This is a genomic window from Burkholderia pulmonis (genome assembly GCF_984667975.1).
Genome location: NZ_OZ480186.1, coordinates 2,374,689 through 2,392,678, shown reverse-complemented (window position 1 = coordinate 2,392,678; position 17,990 = coordinate 2,374,689). Strand labels below are relative to the sequence as shown.

Annotated in this window: 14 protein-coding genes, 1 tRNA gene and 1 pseudogene; 14 read left to right on the top strand and 2 right to left on the bottom strand. The window is 64.8% G+C overall.

All coding sequences use genetic code 11. The annotated features are described in order from the left end of the window. Position 1 precedes the first annotated feature (1 nt). Positions 2–730 carry a tetratricopeptide repeat protein gene (locus tag AC5LXK_RS11070; RefSeq protein ID WP_493388869.1) on the bottom strand — a complete coding sequence of 243 codons (729 nt, stop codon included), beginning with the start codon at positions 728–730 and terminating at the stop codon, positions 2–4. Positions 731–964: 234 nt separating this feature from the next. On the opposite strand from AC5LXK_RS11070, the gene cysS reads away from it, so the two are divergent. The 4 genes from cysS to tilS all read left to right on the top strand — a co-directional run bounded on the left by cysS (position 965) and on the right by tilS (position 5,782). Continuing rightward, positions 965–2,362, top strand: a complete 1,398-nt coding sequence (cysS, locus tag AC5LXK_RS11065; RefSeq protein WP_493388868.1) for a cysteine--tRNA ligase — start codon at positions 965–967, stop codon at positions 2,360–2,362. Between the two features lie 43 nt (positions 2,363–2,405). Then, complete coding sequence (locus tag AC5LXK_RS11060; protein ID WP_493388867.1) at positions 2,406–3,233, top strand: DNA-3-methyladenine glycosylase family protein; 828 nt, start codon at positions 2,406–2,408, stop codon at positions 3,231–3,233. A gap of 103 nt (positions 3,234–3,336) precedes the next feature. Then, positions 3,337–4,308, top strand: a complete 972-nt coding sequence (locus AC5LXK_RS11055; RefSeq protein WP_493388866.1) for an acetyl-CoA carboxylase carboxyltransferase subunit alpha — start codon at positions 3,337–3,339, stop codon at positions 4,306–4,308. A 46-nt stretch (positions 4,309–4,354) separates the two neighbouring features. Beyond that, entirely contained in the window at positions 4,355–5,782 is a 1,428-nt protein-coding gene (gene tilS / locus AC5LXK_RS11050) for a tRNA lysidine(34) synthetase TilS (protein WP_493388865.1), read from the top strand. A gap of 123 nt (positions 5,783–5,905) precedes the next feature. Here the strand turns inward: tilS and AC5LXK_RS11045 are convergent. Beyond that, a pseudogene (locus tag AC5LXK_RS11045) lies at positions 5,906–6,143 on the bottom strand (hypothetical protein); the annotation flags it as partial. Here AC5LXK_RS11045 and AC5LXK_RS11040 point away from each other — a divergent pair. The 10 genes from AC5LXK_RS11040 (at position 6,126) to AC5LXK_RS10995 (ending at position 17,963) form a co-directional block, all read left to right on the top strand. Then, complete coding sequence (locus AC5LXK_RS11040) at positions 6,126–7,379, top strand: aspartate kinase (protein WP_493388864.1); 1,254 nt, start codon at positions 6,126–6,128, stop codon at positions 7,377–7,379. The pseudogene AC5LXK_RS11045 and the gene AC5LXK_RS11040 sit on opposite strands and share 18 nt — an antisense overlap. A 110-nt stretch (positions 7,380–7,489) precedes the next feature. Beyond that, positions 7,490–7,583: transfer RNA gene (locus tag AC5LXK_RS11035), tRNA-Ser, on the top strand. A 173-nt stretch (positions 7,584–7,756) separates the two neighbouring features. Continuing rightward, positions 7,757–9,145, top strand: a complete 1,389-nt coding sequence (locus AC5LXK_RS11030; protein WP_493391215.1) for a glycosyltransferase family protein — start codon at positions 7,757–7,759, stop codon at positions 9,143–9,145. Positions 9,146–9,617: 472 nt separating this feature from the next. Further along, complete coding sequence (locus AC5LXK_RS11025; protein ID WP_493388863.1) at positions 9,618–11,147, top strand: complex I subunit 4 family protein; 1,530 nt, start codon at positions 9,618–9,620, stop codon at positions 11,145–11,147. A 277-nt stretch (positions 11,148–11,424) separates the two neighbouring features. Next, positions 11,425–12,312 (top strand): ubiquinol oxidase subunit II, encoded by an 888-nt coding sequence (cyoA, locus tag AC5LXK_RS11020; protein ID WP_493388862.1) that lies wholly within the window; start codon positions 11,425–11,427, stop codon positions 12,310–12,312. A 3-nt stretch (positions 12,313–12,315) separates the two neighbouring features. Further along, a complete protein-coding gene (gene cyoB, locus AC5LXK_RS11015) occupies positions 12,316–14,322 on the top strand; it encodes a cytochrome o ubiquinol oxidase subunit I (RefSeq protein WP_493388861.1) in 2,007 nt (668 codons plus the stop codon). Further along, positions 14,322–14,930 carry a cytochrome o ubiquinol oxidase subunit III gene (cyoC, locus tag AC5LXK_RS11010; RefSeq protein ID WP_493388860.1) on the top strand — a complete coding sequence of 203 codons (609 nt, stop codon included), beginning with the start codon at positions 14,322–14,324 and terminating at the stop codon, positions 14,928–14,930. Before cyoB ends, cyoC begins: the two co-directional genes overlap by 1 nt. Next, positions 14,931–15,263 carry a cytochrome o ubiquinol oxidase subunit IV gene (cyoD, locus tag AC5LXK_RS11005; RefSeq protein ID WP_493388859.1) on the top strand — a complete coding sequence of 111 codons (333 nt, stop codon included), beginning with the start codon at positions 14,931–14,933 and terminating at the stop codon, positions 15,261–15,263. Positions 15,264–15,587: 324 nt separating this feature from the next. Then, positions 15,588–15,935 carry a hypothetical protein gene (locus AC5LXK_RS11000; RefSeq protein ID WP_493388858.1) on the top strand — a complete coding sequence of 116 codons (348 nt, stop codon included), beginning with the start codon at positions 15,588–15,590 and terminating at the stop codon, positions 15,933–15,935. Positions 15,936–16,079: 144 nt separating this feature from the next. After that, positions 16,080–17,963, top strand: a complete 1,884-nt coding sequence (locus tag AC5LXK_RS10995) for an extracellular solute-binding protein (protein ID WP_493388857.1) — start codon at positions 16,080–16,082, stop codon at positions 17,961–17,963. The last annotated feature ends 27 nt before the right edge of the window (positions 17,964–17,990 follow it).

The following is a 17,990-nucleotide window of genomic DNA, read 5'->3' as shown; positions in this document are numbered from 1 at the left end:
CTTATTGCGACGGCGCGACGTATGGCGCAGCCAGTGCGCCCGACGGACCGCTGAACTGGAACGTCGGCGACATCGGCAGCGTGGTGGTGCCCACGTTCGCGGCTGCGCGGTCGGTGTAGTCGCGCGCGGCAGGCGTCGTCGTCGCGCGGGCGCCCGGCGCCGCGGCCTTCGGCGGCGACACGATTTTCTGGAGATCGGCGAGGCGCTGCGCGGTCGCGCCGCTCGTGCGGCCGAGCGATTGCGCGCGCTTGTACGATTCGGCCGCGAGCCGGAGATAAAGATCGCCGAGGTTCTCGTACGCGAGCGAGTAGCCCGGGTTCGATTGCGTCGCGGTGACGAGCGCGGTGCGCGCTTCGTCGTAGCGGCCGTGCTTCGCGTAAAGCGCCGCAAGGTTGTTGTACGGCTCGGGCAGCTCGGGGTACGCCTGCGTGATCGCGACGAACTGCTGGATCGCGTCGTCGTCGCGGTTCAGGCGGGCCAGCACGGTGCCGCGCTTGAACTGCGCCTGCACGTCGTGCGGGTTCGACGCGATGCGCGCGTCGAGCTGCGCGAGCGCCTGTTTCCACTGCTTGCCGGCGATCGACGCGTCGATCTCGGGCGTGCCGTCGGCGACGGGTGGGGCCTTCTGCGCGTGCGCCGCGGGAGCCGCGAAAAGCGTCAGCGCGACGCCCATGACGGTGGTCGCAACGAGGGTCGCAGCGCTCTGCGCGCGGCCGCGATGAGGTTTCATAGGCGTAAATCGGAATGTTATACTCCGAGCCATTCTAACAAAACGTCTGCGCGTTCCGGCGAGCGTCAGACAGTCTTTCTTTGCCTCTCGTGGCCGTCACCGCTGTGCTTGCAGCCTGACCGCCCCATGTGATATCGAGGACGCTCGGCCTGGCGCCGCAGCAGATGGTCCGTCCGTTTCGCATGCTGGGCGAGCTTCGCCAGGGCGGTTTCCTTCGGCTCACGGTTCATCTCTATGGAATCACTGCGCATCTACAACACGCTCGCGCGTGACAAGCAAGTTTTCGTGCCGCGCCAGTCCGGCGAAGTGCGGATGTACGTATGCGGGATCACCGTCTACGACTATTGTCACGTGGGCCACGCGCGCATGCTGGTCGTGTTCGACCTCGTCCAGCGCTGGTTGCGTGCGATCGGCTACCGGGTCACGTATGTGCGCAACATCACCGACATCGACGACAAGATCATCCGCCGCGCGGTCGAGAACGGCGAAACGATCAAGTCGCTGACCGACCGGTTCATCGGCGCGATGCACGAGGACGAAAGCGCGCTCGGCATCCAGCGGCCCGACATCGAGCCGCGCGCGACGCAGTTCATCCCGCAGATGCTCGGCATGATCGAGACGCTCGAGACGAACGGCTACGCGTACCAGGCGAGCGACGGCGACGTCAATTACTCGGTGCGCAAGTTCACGAACTACGGGAAGCTGTCGGGCAAGTCGCTCGACGATCTCCGCGCGGGCGAGCGCGTCGCCGCGAACGACGCGAAGGAAGATCCGCTCGACTTCGTGCTGTGGAAGCGCGCGAAGCCGGAAGATCCGGACGGTGCGTCGTGGGCGTCGAAGTACGGGATGGGCCGTCCGGGCTGGCACATCGAGTGCTCGGCGATGGGCTGCTCGCTGCTCGGCAATCATTTCGACATCCACGGCGGCGGGCAGGATCTGCAATTCCCGCACCACGAGAACGAGATCGCGCAGAGCGAAGGCGCGACCGGCCAGACGTTCGTCAACTACTGGATGCACAACGGCTTCGTGCAGGTCGACAACGAGAAGATGTCGAAATCGCTCGGCAACTTCTTCACGATCCGCGAAGTGCTCGAGCGTTACGACGCGGAAGTCATGCGTTTCTTCATCGTGCGCACGCACTACCGGTCGCCGCTGAACTACAGCGACGTGCACCTCGACGATGCGCGCGCGTCGCTCACGCGTCTGTACACCGCGCTGAAGGATGTCGAAGCCGATACGCTCGCGCTCGACTGGAACGAGCCGCATGCGCAGCGTTTCGCGGCCGCGATGAACGACGACTTCAACACGCCGGTCGCGGTGGCGACGCTGTTCGAGCTCGCGGGCGAGGTGAATCGCACGCGCGACGCGTCGCTCGCGCGGCAACTGAAACAACTGGCGGGACTGCTCGGCCTGCTGGGCCGCGAACCGCGCGCGTTCCTGCAGCAGGCGTCCGGCGCCGCGCAGGCGGGCGGGCTCGCTGCCGACGAGATCGAAGCGAAGATCGCCGCGCGCGTCGCGGCGAAGCAAGCGAAGGACTATGCCGAAGCGGACCGGATCCGGGCGCAACTGCTCGAAGCCGGCATCGCACTTGAAGACAAACCGGGCGGATCGACCGAATGGCGTCGCGTATGAGCGCGGTGCGTTCCACTGACCGATCCGTCAGGTAGGAGGCAAGATGGCAACGGCCAGAAAAGCGCCGGTCAGGCGCGCGACCCCGGTCGCCGCGCGTCCGGCAGCCAAGCGCGTACCGGCGGCGAAAGCGGACGCGACGCGCGCCGTGCCGAACGGCGCGCTGAACGGTCATGCGCAGCCGGCGGCAGCGCTGCCGGCCGCCGAGGCGGCCCGCAAGACACGTGCGCCCGAAGCGGACGGCGAGGAGGTCGTCGTGCGTCCTGCATACTGGGACAGGGCCTGCGCGGACCTCGTCAAGCGCGACCGGATCCTGAAGAAACTGATTCCAAAGTTCGGCCCCGCGCATCTCGTGAAGCGCGGCGACCCGTTCGTCACGCTCGCGCGCTCGGTTGTCGGCCAGCAGATTTCGGTGCCGTCCGCGCAGTCGCTGTGGGCGCGCATCGAGGACGCCTGTCCGAAGCTCGCGCCGCAACCGGTGATCCGGCTCGGCGCGGACAAGCTGATCGCGTGCGGGCTGTCGAAGCGCAAAACGGAATACATCCTCGATCTCGCGCAGCATTTCGTGTCGGGGGCGCTGCACGTCGACAAATGGACGTCGATGGACGACGAGGACGTGATCGCCGAACTCACGCAGATCCGCGGCATCAGCCGCTGGACGGCCGAGATGTTCCTGATCTTCAATCTGTCGCGGCCGGACGTGCTGCCGCTCGACGACCCGAGCCTGATTCGCGCGATCAGCGTCAATTACTTCAGCGGGGAACCCGTCACGCGCAGCGAGGCGCGGGAAGTCGCAGCCAACTGGGAGCCGTGGCGCACCGTCGCGACCTGGTACATGTGGCGCAGCCTCGATGCGCCCGACGCCGACGCCTGAGCGTCGGCTATCGGGTTTTAAACATCAATAGTTGAGAGCCGGTTTTGAGCGTCGCCCGCGCGGGTAGAATACGCGCTGCCGCAAGACCCAAGGATTCGAACACATGAAGACCACGTTTCTGGATTTCGAACAGCCGATCGCCGAACTCGAGGCCAAGATCGAAGAGCTGCGATTCGTGCAGGACGACTCGGCTGTCGATATTTCGGAAGAAATCGAGCGGCTGTCGAAGAAAAGCCAGCAACTGACGAAAGACCTCTACGCGAACCTGTCGCCGTGGCAGGTTTCGCAGATCGCGCGGCATCCGCAGCGCCCGTACACGCTCGATTACGTTACGGAACTGTTTACCGATTTTCACGAGCTGCACGGCGACCGCGCGTTCGCGGACGACGTGTCGATCGTCGGTGGCCTCGCGCGCTTCGGCGGCCACCCGTGCATGGTGATCGGTCATCAGAAGGGCCGTGACACGAAGGAGCGCGCCGCGCGCAACTTCGGGATGCCGCGTCCGGAGGGCTATCGCAAGGCCGAGCGCCTGATGCGTCTCGCCGAGAAGTTCGGGCTGCCGATCTTCACGTTCGTCGACACGCCGGGCGCGTACCCGGGCATCGGTGCGGAAGAGCGTGGCCAGTCGGAGGCGATCGGTCGCAACCTCTACGTGATGGCCGAGCTGAAGACACCGATCATCACGACGGTGATCGGCGAGGGCGGTTCGGGCGGCGCGCTGGCGATTGCCGTGGCCGACACCGTGATGATGCTGCAGTTCTCGACCTACTCGGTGATCTCGCCGGAAGGCTGTGCGTCGATCCTGTGGAAGAGCGCCGCGAAGGCGCCGGAAGCGGCGGAAGCGCTGGGCCTGACCGCGCACCGCCTGAAGGCGCTCGGCCTGATCGACAAGATCATCAACGAGCCGCTCGGCGGCGCGCATCGCGATCCGAAGGGCATGGCTGCGCTGCTGCGCCGCGCACTGGCCGATTCGCTGCGCCAGTTCCAGGGCATGAGCATCGATGCGTTGCGCGAGCGCCGCTTCGAGCGCCTGATGGCCTACGGCAAGTACAAGGAAACCACGCCGGGCGCATGACCGGCTGCGTACTCGATTCGCGCGCCGCTGCGCGCGCGCACCTCTCGTGATTCCTCCGACCGAATTCTCCGCCGACCGCGCCGTCCTCGACGCGGTCGGCGTTGCGCTTTCCGGCCTGCCGCCGGATGCGCGCATTGCGATCGCCTACAGCGGCGGCCTCGATTCGACGGTGCTGCTCGATGCGGCCGTACGCGTCGCGGGTGCAGCGCGCTGCGTCGCGCTGCACGTGCATCACGGCTTGAGCGCAAATGCCGACGCGTGGGTCGCGCATGCCGAAGCGCAAGCGACGCGGCTCGGCGTCGCATTCGAATCGATGCGCGTCGATGTGCCGCGCGACAGCGGCCTCGGAATCGAGGCGACGGCGCGCGAGCGTCGTTATGCTGCGCTCGACACGATGTGCGAGCACCATGGCGCGGCTGCGCTGTGGCTCGCGCAACATGCGGACGACCAAGCCGAGACCGTGCTGCTGCAACTGTTGCGCGGTGCGGGAATCGCAGGGCTCGCAGCGATGGCGCCGCGCTACCGTCCCGACGGCGTGAGCGTCGAGCGTGTGCGCCCGTTGCTGCGATTGTTGCGTGCGCAACTTGAGCGCTATGCGGAGCAGCACGCGCTTGCCTGGATCGACGACGAATCGAACGGCGATACGCGCTATGCGCGCAATGCGCTGCGCATCGACGTGCTGCCCGCGCTGGCCGTGCATTTCCCGGGCTTTCGCGACGCACTCGGCCGCGCAGCCCAGCACGCGGCCGCCGCGCAGCGGCTGCTCGACGACCTGGCCGAGCTGGATTTCGCCGTCGCCGCGCGCGATGAAGGGCGTGCGCTGTCGCGCGACGCGCTGATCGGATTCGACGACACGCGCGGCGCGAACCTGCTGCGCTTCTGGATGCGCCGGCTCGGCTTGCCGGGCGCGTCGGCCGCCCGGCTCGCCAACATGATGCGGCAACTGCGCGCCGCGCACGACGCGCATGCGCTGCGCGTCGATCACGCGGGGCAGTGCCTGCGGCTCTATCGCGATGTCGTCTATTGGGAAGCGGGCGACAGCAGCGACCCGGCCGACGACGGCACGGGCACGCCGCACCCGGAAGCGGCGCTGGCGTGGGACGGGCAGGAGGTGTGGCACCTGCCGGGCTGGCGCGGTACGTTCGTGTTCGCGCCGGCCGAAGCGCACAGCGCGGGTGCCGTGCCGGAAGCGTTGCTGCGCGGCTCGCGGCTCGCGGCGCGCGCCCGTGCCGGCGGCGAACGGATGCGCACGTCGCCGGGTGGGCCGGGCCGCACGCTGAAGAACCTGTTCCAGGAGCGCGGCGTGCCGGCCTGGCAGCGCGATGTGCCGCTGCTGTTCGCGGGCAACCGGCTGCTCTACGTGCCGCGGCTTGGCATCAATCGCGACGTCGGCCCGCTGGACAGCGACGCGCCCGGCGATGCCGACACCGGATGGCGCCGGATCGAATGGCGTCCCGACCTGCTGATCGCGTAACGGCGAGCAGGCTTCCGGCGACGCGATGGCTCGCCCATTTTCACCATTTGGTAAACAGCGCCGGAACGGCCGCCAACACGGCTGGCGGCTTGTCAAGCGGGCTTCTATCGGGTACGCTCGGTCGTTTGCTCGGCTCGATTTTTGAGCGTTTTGTGCAGGTTTTCCGCGTGACGTACCCGGTTTGCGCGGCCTGATCGGCCTTCCGGGCAAAATCCGTCACGCTTGCGTGTTGCGTCCCAGCCGTCCCTCTCGTCGTCCGTCCACAGCCACAAGCCGCGTGACCGAACGGCTACGCGGCCTGCCCAGCGCGCCCGTGCGGTTTCTCCTCCAGTTCAGAACGACAATGGCACTCATCGTACACAAATACGGCGGCACTTCGATGGGCTCGGTCGAGCGCATCAAGAACGTCGCGAAACGCGTCGCAAAATGGCATCAGGCCGGGCACCAGATGGTGGTCGTGCCTTCGGCGATGTCCGGCGAAACCAACCGTCTGCTCGGTCTCGCGAAAGAGATTTCGAGCCAGCCGAGCCCGCGCGAGCTCGACATGATCGCGTCGACCGGCGAGCAGGTCAGCGTCGGCCTGCTGTCGATCGCGCTGCAGGAAATCGGCGTCGAGGCCGTGAGCTATGCCGGCTGGCAAGTGCCGATCAAGACCGACAGCGCGTTCACGAAGGCACGCATCCACTCGATCGACGACGAGCGCGTGAAGGACGATCTGAACGCAGGCAAGGTCGTGATCATCACGGGCTTCCAGGGCGTCGATCCGGACGGCCACATCACGACGCTGGGCCGTGGCGGCTCGGACACGTCGGCAGTGGCGGTGGCGGCTGCGCTGGGCGCCGAAGAGTGCCTGATCTACACGGACGTCGACGGCGTCTACACGACCGATCCGCGCGTCGTCGAAGAGGCGCGGCGCCTCGATCGCGTGACGTTCGAAGAGATGCTGGAAATGGCCAGCCTCGGCTCGAAGGTCCTGCAGATCCGCTCGGTCGAATTCGCCGGCAAATACCAGGTGAAGACGCGTGTGCTGTCGAGCCTGACCGATCCGCTGATTGCGCTCGACGAAGAAATGCGCTCGGGCACCCTGATTACTTTTGAAGAAGACGAGACCATGGAAAAGGCAGTCATTTCCGGCATCGCGTTCCAGCGCGACGAAGCACGCATTGCTGTGATGGGCGTGCCCGACAAGCCGGGCATCGCGTATCAGATCCTCGGCCCGGTCGCCGATGCGAACGTCGACGTCGACATGATCATCCAGAACCAGAGCGTCGCAGGCAAAACCGACTTCACGTTCACGGTCGGCCGCGGCGACTACCAGAAGGCAATGGACATCCTGACCAACCAGGTGCAGGGCCATGTCAGCGCCGAGCGCGTGCAGGGCGACCCGAAGGTGTCGAAGGTGTCGGTCGTCGGTGTCGGCATGCGTTCGCACGTGGGCGTCGCGAGCAAGATGTTCCGCACGCTGTCGGAAGAGGGCATCAACATCCAGATGATCTCGACGTCCGAAATCAAGATTTCGGTGCTGATCGACGAGAAATATATGGAGCTGGCTGTCCGCGCGCTGCACAAGGCATTCGAACTCGACCAGGCATCGTGAATTTTTCGTGATGCATTGAAGAAAATGCATCAAGGAAATTGACCAAGGGCTCCAAACCCTATATGATCTTGTTCTCGTCGCACTGCCTCCCTGGTGCGAGCGAAAGTTTGGGAGACGTGGCCGAGAGGTCGAAGGCACTCCCCTGCTAAGGGAGCATCTGGGCCAAAACCTGGATCGAGGGTTCGAATCCCTCCGTCTCCGCCAAAAGCGGTGACAAAGCCCCGCAAGTTTTCGGACTTGCGGGGCTTTTTCTTTTTCCGGTCCGTCTTCGAGGCCGCCGGATCTCGTCGCCGGTGCAGCCGATCGGGCAATGAGTACTCGACTTGAGCAGCCGACATGCGCTACATATCGCGTATCGTCCCGTGCGACTCGAGGTGATGCTCTTGGCAAGCCCGCATTCCGTTCTGACCATCCTGTCTCATCGACCCGTCGACGGACTGGTCGACAACCACGCACGTTATGCGCAACGGCACGGCTACCGGCATGCCGTGATCGACGGCATGCACGTGTATGGCGAGCGCCAGCAGGTGCTGTACAAGTACCACGCGATCATCGCGCAACTCGTCGCGATGGAGCAGGGTGCGTTGCTGCTCGTGCTCGACCCGTTCTCCGTCGTGTTCGATCCGCATGCGTTGCCGGATGTCGCGCACGGCTACGATGCGATCGTCACGACGCAGACGTCGAAATCGGCATTGCCTGCCGCAAGCGGGATGATCTTCCGCAACGTGCCCGACGTGCGCGAGCGCTTGCGCGGGCTGACGGTCGAACTGGGCAAGTGGGCGATGTATCTTCCGGAGCGGCTGCACGCGTGCGAGGCGACGCTGCTTGCGGCATTCTTTCCGCCGCTGCCGTTCGACGCGCCGCTTGCGAACGGTCATTTCGCGTCGGCCCAGACGGTCTGGAGCGACGGTGTCGCGATCGATTCGATTGCCGGCGCGCGGCCGCTCGTGGCGCATCATGCGCCCGAGTGGCGCGAGGTGAGCGGTGTCTGGGCGCCGGCGGCCGATTACGACTTCCGTTACGTGGCAGCGCTCGTCGACGATGCCGAGCGGTACGAGCATGGCGACCACTCGCGCGCGGTGGACCACTGGCGCGAGGCCCAGCACCGAACCCGTGAAGCGGAGCGGCATGTGAATCCGCACGCGCGGATTGCGTTCGTGAGCCTGCACACGTCGCATATCGCGGGTTACGGCGATCTGCACGAGGAGAACTTCGTTCGCTACTGCACGCGACACGGCTATGCCTACCACGCGTATCGCGAGGCACCGGCATTCCTGCCGGACGGCATCGATGCGAACTGGGCGAAACTGCATCTGGTTCGCGAGCATCTGCCGCATCATGCGTTCGTGTTCTGGGTCGATGCGGACATTCTGGCAATCGACCAGAGCCAGACCATCGACAGCGTGATCGACGGTCGCGATTTCGTGATCGGCACCGATCACACCGCGTGGGCGATCAACTCGTGCATGATCGGCGTGCGCAACGTGACGTCGATGCGCGAACTGGTCGAGCGCATCTGCGCGCGCATCGAGGGTTTCAGCGATCGTTCGTCGGTCTATGCGAGCGGCGGCGATCAGCAGGCGATCTATGTGGAGCTGCTGGCGTCCGGCATGATCGACGCGCGCCACATCGTCGATGCGACGACGCTCGCGTCATCGCCGGTTTATGCGACGCGCGACAGTCGCTTCGTCCATTTCCCCGCACAACACAACCACTATCGCGCAGTAACGATGCGCGTCTGGGATCGTCTGAGTCATCAGCGTTAGCGCCGGATGCATGAAGGACGCGAATGGGGTGCCCGCTCGCGCGACGGCATCCGGCGGGATCGATTGAAATGAAAATGAAATATTGATGTAAGAATTGAGGTGCGATCGATTACTGCGCCGCGGGCGTCAATCCTCGTGGTCAGACCCTTCCAATTGACGTTCCTGCATCAAAAAATGCGGCACTGCGTCGATTTTTGCACTCGATGCGGTCGAGCAATACAAAAAATTACTCATAAAAATCAGTAAGCTACGCCGCCGCCAAAAATTGATGCTCTGCTGCGCTGCAGAAAACAATCAATCGCATTATGCTGGTTAACCCGATCGCGTTTGAGCGACATCAAGTTTTCCCGTGATGTCACTTTACATTTTGCCAACACTGGCGATTCACGAAATCTACCTGTCGATTTGATTTCGTTCCTTTCGTTGCGCCTGTCCCCGATGCAGTGCGCGACTTCCTCAAGGCCTTGTTGACATGCATGACTTCCCCTTTCTGAGCCTGGCCATCTGGGTTCCGATCCTGTTTGGCGTGTGCCTGCTGCGCGCCGGTTCCGACCAACATCCGCGCCGAACACGGCTGATCGCGCTCGTCGGTGCGATCGCGGGGCTGGCGGCCGTGATTCCGCTGATTACCGGTTTCGATACGCATTCGGCTGCGATGCAGTTCGTGGAAACCCGCAACTGGCTGGCGGCATTCAACTCCGGATGGCGGGTCGGCATCGACGGCGCGTCGCTGTGGCTCGTCGTGCTGACCGCGTTCACGACCCTGGTGGTGGTAGTGGCGTCATGGGAGGCGGTCACGGTGCGCGTCGCGCAGTACTACGCGTCGTTCCTGATCCTGTCGGGGCTGATGGTCGGCGTGTTCGTTGCGCAGGACGGGCTGCTGTTCTTCATCTTCTTCGAGGCGACGCTGATCCCGCTGTACCTGCTGATCGGTACGTGGGGGCGCGAGCGTCGCGTGTATGCCGCGGTGAAGTTCTTCTTCATCTCGTTCTCCGGCTCGCTGATGCTGCTGATGGCGATGCTGTACCTGTACGCGCAGTCGCATACGTTCGACATGGCCGTGTGGCGCACGCTGCAGCTCGGCTTCGCGCCGCAGTTGCTGGTGTTCCTCGGCTTCTTCGCCGCGTTCGCGGTCAAGGTGCCGATGTGGCCGGTCCATACGTGGCTGAGCGACGTCTATACGGACGGCCCGACGGGCGCCGCGCTGATGCTCGCGATGCTCAAGCTCGGCGGCTACGGGTTCCTGCGTTTCGCGTTGCCGGTCACGCCCGATGCGAGCCACTTCTTCGCGCCGGCCGTGATCGCGCTGTCGCTGTTCGCGATCGTGTACGCGAGCCTGATCGCGCTCGCGCAGACCGATCTGGGCAAGCTGCTCGCGTATTCGACGGTCGCGCACATGGGCATCGTCACGCTCGGGCTGTTCCTGTTCAACCGGATCGGCGTCGAAGGCGCGATCGTGCATCTCGTGTCGTACGGCTTCGTTGCAGGCGCGATGCTGCTGTGCGTGAACGTGCTCGTGGATCGCACGAAGCAGCGCGAGATCGGTGCATACGGCGGCGTGGCGGGTGTCATGCCGCGCTTCGCGATGTTCACGGTGCTGTTCGCGATGGCCAACGTCGGCCTGCCGGGCACGTCGGGTTTCGTCGGCGAGTTCATGGTCATCATGGGCGCGATCCGCTTCAACTTCTGGATCGGCGCGATCGCGGCGCTCACGCTGATCCTCAGCGCGTCATACACGCTGTGGATGCTCAAGCGCGTCGTGTTCGGCAAGGTCGTGAGCCAGCAGATCGCAAGGCTCGCCGACCTGAACCGTCGCGAGATCGTGATGTTCGCGTCGCTCGCGCTGATCGTGCTGGGAATCGGTGTCTATCCGAAGCCGTTCACCGACGCGATCGATCCGACCGTCGGCAGGCTGATCGCGGAAGCGAGCCAATCGAAGGTGCCGGCAGGGGATGGCCCCGGGCAGGCGCTGCCGTCGTACATGGCATCGACGCGCGACTGATCGCGGCACGCCGCATCGCGTGAGCGGGCTGCATCGCACGTCGATGCGGCCCGTTGCGCACGCATCGATCGAGGTCTGGCACGGGGCAATGCCGGGCCTGCTTCCGGCTGCGTGAAATTGCCCCGCGACAATGTGTCTCACGGCAGATTTTGCAATGATGATTTGCCGCATCCACCGGTTTTTCATCTCACTCGCGAGACGTATGATGCGGCCACTTTCGTGGATCGAATGCGCATCGGGCATACGCAAACGGATTCAATGACCCTCGGGCTGTGAGATGAAAAGAAGAGCTTCAAGAGGCTGGTCGGCGCTGATGTCAATCGGCGCGGCATTGAGCCTGTCAGGTTGTAATTTAGATGTACTAAATCCGAAAGGAAGCGTCGGCGCGGCCGAAAAGGCGCTGATCGCGACGTCCACCTGGGCGATGCTGATCGTCGTCGTGCCGGTGATCCTGCTGACGCTATGGTTCGCATGGCGTTACCGCGCATCGAACCGCAACGCCACCTACGCGCCGGACTGGTCGCACTCGACCGCGATCGAAGTCGTGATCTGGACGGTGCCGACGCTGATCATCCTGTTCCTCGGCGTGCTCACGTGGAAGACCACGCACGAGCTCGATCCGTACAAGCCGCTCGAGTCGGCGGTGAAGCCGATCGACGTCGAAGTGGTCGCGCTCGACTGGAAGTGGCTGTTCATCTATCCGGAACTCGGCATCGCGTCGGTGAACCAGCTCGCGATTCCGGTGGGCACGCCGGTGAACTTCCGCATCACGTCGGATTCGGTGATGAACTCGTTCTTCATCCCGCAACTCGGCGGCCAGGTCTATGCGATGGCCGGCATGCAGACGCGCCTGCACCTGATCGCCGACGAAGCCGGCGACTACGCGGGTACGTCCGCCAACTTCAGCGGCCGCGGCTTCTCCGACATGAAATTCCGCACGCTCGCCGAGCCGCGCGAGCAGTTCGATGCGTGGGTGCAGAAGGTGAAGGCCTCGCCGGACCGGCTCGACGCGACCGTGTACGGCACCGTCGCGCAGCCGAGCGAGAAGGCGCCGGTGCGCTACTTCTCGTCGGTCGACCCGCGACTCTTCCACAACATCATCGCGAAATACAACGATGGCCACGTCCTCGATCTGAAGGACGCCGCCTGCGGCACGAAGGGGTAACGCATGTTCGGCAAACTCACACTCTCGGCGATCCCGTTCGATCAGCCCATCATCATGGGGGCAGGCGCCTTCATGGGGCTGGTCGTGCTGGGCATTCTCGCCGCGCTGACGATCACCGGCCGGTGGAAATGGCTGTGGACGGAATGGCTGACCACGGTCGACCACAAGAGACTCGGCGTGATGTACATCATCGTCGCGCTGATCATGCTGCTGCGCGGCTTCGCCGACGCGATCATGATGCGCATGCAGCTCGCGCTCGCGTACAACGGGCCCGGCTATCTGCCGCCGCACCACTATGACCAGGTCTTCACGGCACACGGCGTGATCATGATCTTCTTCATGGCGATGGTGTTCATGGTCGGCCTGATGAACCTGGTCGTGCCGCTGCAGATCGGCGCGCGCGACGTCGCGTTCCCGTTCATCAACTCGCTGTCGTTCTGGATGACGGCGGTCAGCGCGATCCTGATCAACCTGTCGCTCGTGATCGGCGAATTCGCGCAGACGGGCTGGCTCGCGTACCCGCCGCTGTCGGAGCTGCAGTTCAGTCCGGGGGTAGGGGTCGACTACTACCTGTGGGCGCTGCAGATCTCGGGCATCGGCACGCTGCTGACCGGTGTGAACTTCTTCGTGACGATCATCAAGATGCGCGCGCCCGGCATGACGCTGATGAAGATGCCGGTGTTCACGTGGACGGCGCTCTGCACGAACGTGCTGATCATGGCGGCGTTCCCGATCCTGACCGTGACGCTGGCGCTGCTCGGCCTGGACCGTTACCTCGGCATGCACTTCTTCACGAACGAAGCCGGCGGCAACGCGATGCTGTACCTGAACCTGATCTGGGCGTGGGGCCATCCGGAGGTGTACATCCTGATCCTGCCGGCGTTCGGGATCTTCTCGGAAGTCATCGCGACGTTCGCGAAGAAGCCGCTGTTCGGCTACAAGACGATGGTGTACGCGACCTGCGCGATCATGGTGCTGTCGTTCCTCGTGTGGCTGCATCACTTCTTCACGATGGGCTCCGGTGCGAACGTGAACGCGTTCTTCGGGATCATGACGATGATCATCGCGATCCCGACCGGCGTGAAGGTGTTCAACTGGCTGTTCACGATGTACCGCGGCCGGATCGAATTCACGACGCCGGTGCTGTGGACGATCGGCTTCATGGTCACGTTCACGATCGGCGGCATGACCGGCGTGATGATGGCGATTCCGGGCGCGGACTTCGTGCTGCACAACAGCCTGTTCCTGATCGCGCACTTCCACAACGTGATCATCGGCGGCGTGTTGTTCGGCTATCTCGCGGGCTTCAACTACTGGTTCCCGAAGGCATTCGGCTTCAAGCTGAACGAGAAGCTCGGCAAGGCTGCGTTCTGGTTCTGGCAGATCGGCTTCTACGTGGCGTTCGGGCCGCTCTACGTGCTCGGCTTCATGGGCATGACGCGCCGCCTGAACCACTACGACAACCCGGCCTGGCATCCGTGGCTGCTGGTCGCCGCGTTCGGCGCCGTGCTGATCGCGATCGGCATTGCATGCCAGCTGCTGCAGCTGGTGGTCAGCATCCGCAACCGCCACCTGCCCGAGTATCGCGACACGACGGGCGACCCGTGGGGCGGCCGTACGCTGGAGTGGGCGACGTCGTCGCCGCCGGCCGACTACAACTTCGCGGTGATCCCGCACGTGCGCACGCTCGACGCGTACACGGACATGAAGGCGCGCGGCGAAGGCCGGCCGAACCCGGCAACGATTCGCGACATTCACATGCCGTCGAATACCTGCGCGGGCCTGGTGATCGCTGTGTTCAGCCTGGTGCTCGGCTTCGCGCTGGTGTGGCACATCTGGTGGATGGCGATCGGCGGGCTCGTCGGAATCATCGCGACGCTCGTGATCTACAGCTCGCGTGACAACGACGGCTATTACATCCCCGCGTCGACGGTGCGGAAGATCGAAGACAAGCAGCCGACGCAGCGCGTGGCCGCGCGCGTCGACGACGTGGAACTGGAGGCCAACTGATGTTGCAGAAAACCTTGAGCGCAACCTTGCTCGAGCACGACGACCATCCGCCGTCGCATTCGGTGTTCGGTTTCTGGCTGTACCTGATGACCGACTGCGTGATCTTCGCGGCGCTGTTCGCGACGTTCGCGGTGCTCGGCCAACAGTACGCGGGCGGGCAGACCGCGAAAGACCTGTTCGACATTCAGGGCGTCGCGGTGGAAACCGCCGCGCTGCTGCTGTCGAGCATCACGTACGGTTTCGCGATGCTCGCGGCGTACAAGCAGCGGCGCGGCGCGCTGCTCGCGTGGCTCGCGGTGACGTTCGTGCTCGGCGCGGCGTTCCTCGCGATGGAACTGCGCGAGTTCTCGCACCTGATCGCGGAAGGCGCCGGCCCGCAGCGCAGTGCGTTCCTGTCGGCGTTCTTCACGCTGGTCGGCACGCACGGGCTGCACGTGACGGCCGGCCTGCTGTGGATGATCGTGCTCGCCGGGCAGATCGTGTTCCGCGGCGGCGACCTGACCGATCGCGACCTGCGACGCCTGACGTGCCTGAGCCTGTTCTGGCACTTCCTCGACATCGTGTGGATCTGCGTGTTTTCCTTTGTCTATCTCGCGAGCGTGATCTAAATGGCCCATTCGCATTCGTCTCAACTCGAAGAAGGGCACGGCAGTGCCGGCGGCTACGTCGCCGGTTTCATCCTGTCGGTGCTGCTCACGGCCGCGTCGTTCGGCCTCGTGATGGGCGGCGTGCTGTCGCCGCATGCGTCGCTGATCGCGCTGGCTGTACTCGCATTCGTGCAGATCGTCGTGCACCTCGTGTACTTCCTGCACATGAACGGCTCGTCGGGCCAGCGCTGGAACGTGATGGCGTTCAGCTACACGGTGCTGACCGCGGCGATCCTGATCGTCGGCACGTTGTGGGTGATGCACAACGTCAGCATGAACATGATGTCGCGCTGAGCGGCATCGCGGCGCCGGATTCGATATCCTTGCGCCTGGATTAAAAAGGCGGCACGCAAGTGCCGCCTTTTTTGTTTTTGTCAGCGCCGCGCCGCGTAGGGCGGCCGGCGGGGTGGGCGCGATGGGCCTGCCCGGGCGAGGCGGTCAGGTATCGGCGGCCGGAGGGGGCAGCACCGGGCCCGGCAGGCGTCGATTGTTACAAGACGTTAGCGCGTGCGTCCCGTTGCGATGCGGCGCATCAGTTCTTACAAACTTGAAATATGCTGGGACCGCGCTTGCCGTTATAGTCGAATCACACATCAAACAACCCCAAAAGAGGAATCCATGAAGACCTTGCGTGTTGCCTCGCTCTTGACCGGTATGACGGCCTTGCTCGTGTCGGGCGCAGCAATGGCGGGTGTCAATGTCGGGATCAATCTCGGCGTACCGGCTCCGGTCTACGTCGCGCCCGCGCCCGTGTATGCGCCGCCGCCTCCGCCGCCGGTCGTCTATCAGCCGGCGCCCGTGTATGCACCGGCGTATGCGCCGGCCATCGTGATCGGCTGGCACGGCGATCGTTACTGGGACGGCCGCCGCTACTGGGGCCGCGACGAGTGGTATCGCCATCATGGCCGCGGCTGGGGCGGCGATCGTGGCCACTGGGATCACGGCCGCCACAACGGCTGGCATTGATCGACCGGTCGCGCACGCGTGATGCGCGCGCGCCGTCTGCCGGTAAACAGGAAACCGCCCGTGTGGCGGTTTTCTTTTGGCTCGACGGGTTGAATGGGTAGAATCGTCCCACGTTACTACCCTCATTCGACCGACAGGGCCTCTATGACGAAGGGTTCGCCCCGCGCCGTCGCCGCGCGGGCCTGTTTCGGCGCGTTGCGTGCCGTCCGGGCCGCCGGCCGCGTGGCCGCCGTGTTCGCGCTGCACGCGGCGCTGGCCGCGCCGGCCGCACACGCAGCCTACGCCATCGCGCAGTACGGCGAGCCGAAGTATCCGCCGGGCTTCAAGCATTTCGACTACGTCAACCCCGACGCGCCGAAGGGCGGCACGCTCGTGCTCGCGAACCCGAACCGGCTGACGTCGTTCGACAAGTTCAATCCGTACACGATGCGCGGCAATCCCGCGCCGGGCATCGACATGCTGTTCGAGAGCCTCGCGACCGGCAGCTCCGACGAACCGGCGTCCGCCTACGGGCTGCTGGCCGACGACATCGACGTCGCGCCAGACCGCCGTTCGGTCACGTTCCACCTGAACCCGCGCGCGCGCTTCTCGAACGGCGATCGCGTCACGGCCGACGACGTCAAGTTCTCGTTCGATACGTTGAAGAGCAAGCTGGCCGCACCGCAGTTCGGCGCGTATTTCGCGGACATCGAGAAAGCCGTGGTCGTCGATCCGGCCACCGTGCGCTTCGAATTCCGCAGTGCGAATCGCGAGTTGCCGCTGATCGCCGGCGGCGTGCCCGTGTTCTCGCGCAAGTGGGGCTTGCGTGCGGACGGCTCGCGCATCCCGTTCGACCAGCTCGCGTTCGAGCAGCCGATCGGCAGCGGCCCGTACCTGATCGAGCGCTACGACAACGGCCGCACGATCACCTACCGGCGCAATCCCGCGTACTGGGGAGCCGATCTGCCGGTGCGGGTGGGCACCAACAACTTCGAGCGGATCGTCTACAAGCTGTACGGTGACGGCGTCGCGCGGCTCGAGGCGTTCAAGGCCGGCGAATACGACGTGCTCGTCGAGTACATCGCGCGCAACTGGGCACGGCGCGACGTCGGCAAGCGCTTCGACAGCGGCGAGCTCGTCAAGCGCGAATTCCGCCAGCACAACGGCGCCGGCATGCAGGGCTTCTTCATGAACCTGCGCCGGCCGCTGTTTCGCGACGTACGTGTGCGCCAGGCGCTCGACCTCGCGTTCGACTTCGAATGGCTGAACCGCCAGTTGTTCTATGGCGCCTATACGCGCATGGACAGCTATTTCGCCGACACCGACCTGCAGGCGACCGGCACGCCGGGCGCGGGCGAACTGAAGCTGCTGGAGCCGCTGCGTGCGCAGCTCGATCCGGCCGTGTTCGGCCCGATGGTCACGCAGCCGGACACGAACCCGCCGGGCTCGCTGCGCGCGAACCTGCTGAAGGCACGCGCACTGCTCGCGCAGGCCGGATGGACCTATCGCGACGGCGCGCTGCGCAATGCGAAGGGCGAGCCGTTCACGTTCGAAATCCTCGACGATTCCGGCGCGTCGATGGAGGGCATCGTGGCCGCCTACCAGCGCAACCTGGCGAAGCTCGGCATCGACGTGCGCTTTCGTACGGCCGATTTCGCGCTGCTGCAGAAGCGTCTCGATGCGTTCGACTACGACATGACGACGATCCGCCTACCGGGCGTGCAGGTGCCGGGTGCCGAGCAATATTCGCGTTACGCGAGCAAGTTCGCGGACGAGCCGGGCTCCGACAACTTCATCGGGCTGAAATCGCCGGCCGTCGACGCGCTGCTGCACGCGCTCGGCACCGCGCAGACGCGCGACGACCTGCTCGACGCGACGCATGCGCTCGACCGCGTGCTGATGCACGGCTACTACGCGGTCCCGCAGTGGTACAGCACGACGCACCGGGTTGCCTACAAGCGCACGCTGGCTTATCCGCAAACGCTGCCGCTGTACTATTCGGCCGAGGGCTGGGTCGTGTCGACCTGGTGGGCGAAGCCCGATCACTGACCGACGCCGGCCTTTCGTCCAACCCGC

Bases quoted from the DNA above. Each gene is read 5' to 3' on its own strand.
- AC5LXK_RS10995 (WP_493388857.1), top strand. From the start codon at position 16,080: ATGACGAAGGGTTCGCCCCGCGCCGTCGCCGCGCGGGCCTGTTTCGGC.
- AC5LXK_RS11070 (WP_493388869.1), bottom strand. From the start codon at position 730: ATGAAACCTCATCGCGGCCGCGCGCAGAGCGCTGCGACCCTCGTTGCG.
- AC5LXK_RS11030 (WP_493391215.1), top strand. From the start codon at position 7,757: ATGCTCTTGGCAAGCCCGCATTCCGTTCTGACCATCCTGTCTCATCGA.
- AC5LXK_RS11000 (WP_493388858.1), top strand. From the start codon at position 15,588: ATGAAGACCTTGCGTGTTGCCTCGCTCTTGACCGGTATGACGGCCTTG.
- cyoC (WP_493388860.1), top strand. From the start codon at position 14,322: ATGTTGCAGAAAACCTTGAGCGCAACCTTGCTCGAGCACGACGACCAT.
- AC5LXK_RS11060 (WP_493388867.1), top strand. From the start codon at position 2,406: ATGGCAACGGCCAGAAAAGCGCCGGTCAGGCGCGCGACCCCGGTCGCC.
- cysS (WP_493388868.1), top strand. From the start codon at position 965: ATGGAATCACTGCGCATCTACAACACGCTCGCGCGTGACAAGCAAGTT.
- cyoA (WP_493388862.1), top strand. From the start codon at position 11,425: ATGAAAAGAAGAGCTTCAAGAGGCTGGTCGGCGCTGATGTCAATCGGC.
- AC5LXK_RS11025 (WP_493388863.1), top strand. From the start codon at position 9,618: ATGCATGACTTCCCCTTTCTGAGCCTGGCCATCTGGGTTCCGATCCTG.
- cyoB (WP_493388861.1), top strand. From the start codon at position 12,316: ATGTTCGGCAAACTCACACTCTCGGCGATCCCGTTCGATCAGCCCATC.
- cyoD (WP_493388859.1), top strand. From the start codon at position 14,931: ATGGCCCATTCGCATTCGTCTCAACTCGAAGAAGGGCACGGCAGTGCC.
- AC5LXK_RS11040 (WP_493388864.1), top strand. From the start codon at position 6,126: ATGGCACTCATCGTACACAAATACGGCGGCACTTCGATGGGCTCGGTC.
- AC5LXK_RS11055 (WP_493388866.1), top strand. From the start codon at position 3,337: ATGAAGACCACGTTTCTGGATTTCGAACAGCCGATCGCCGAACTCGAG.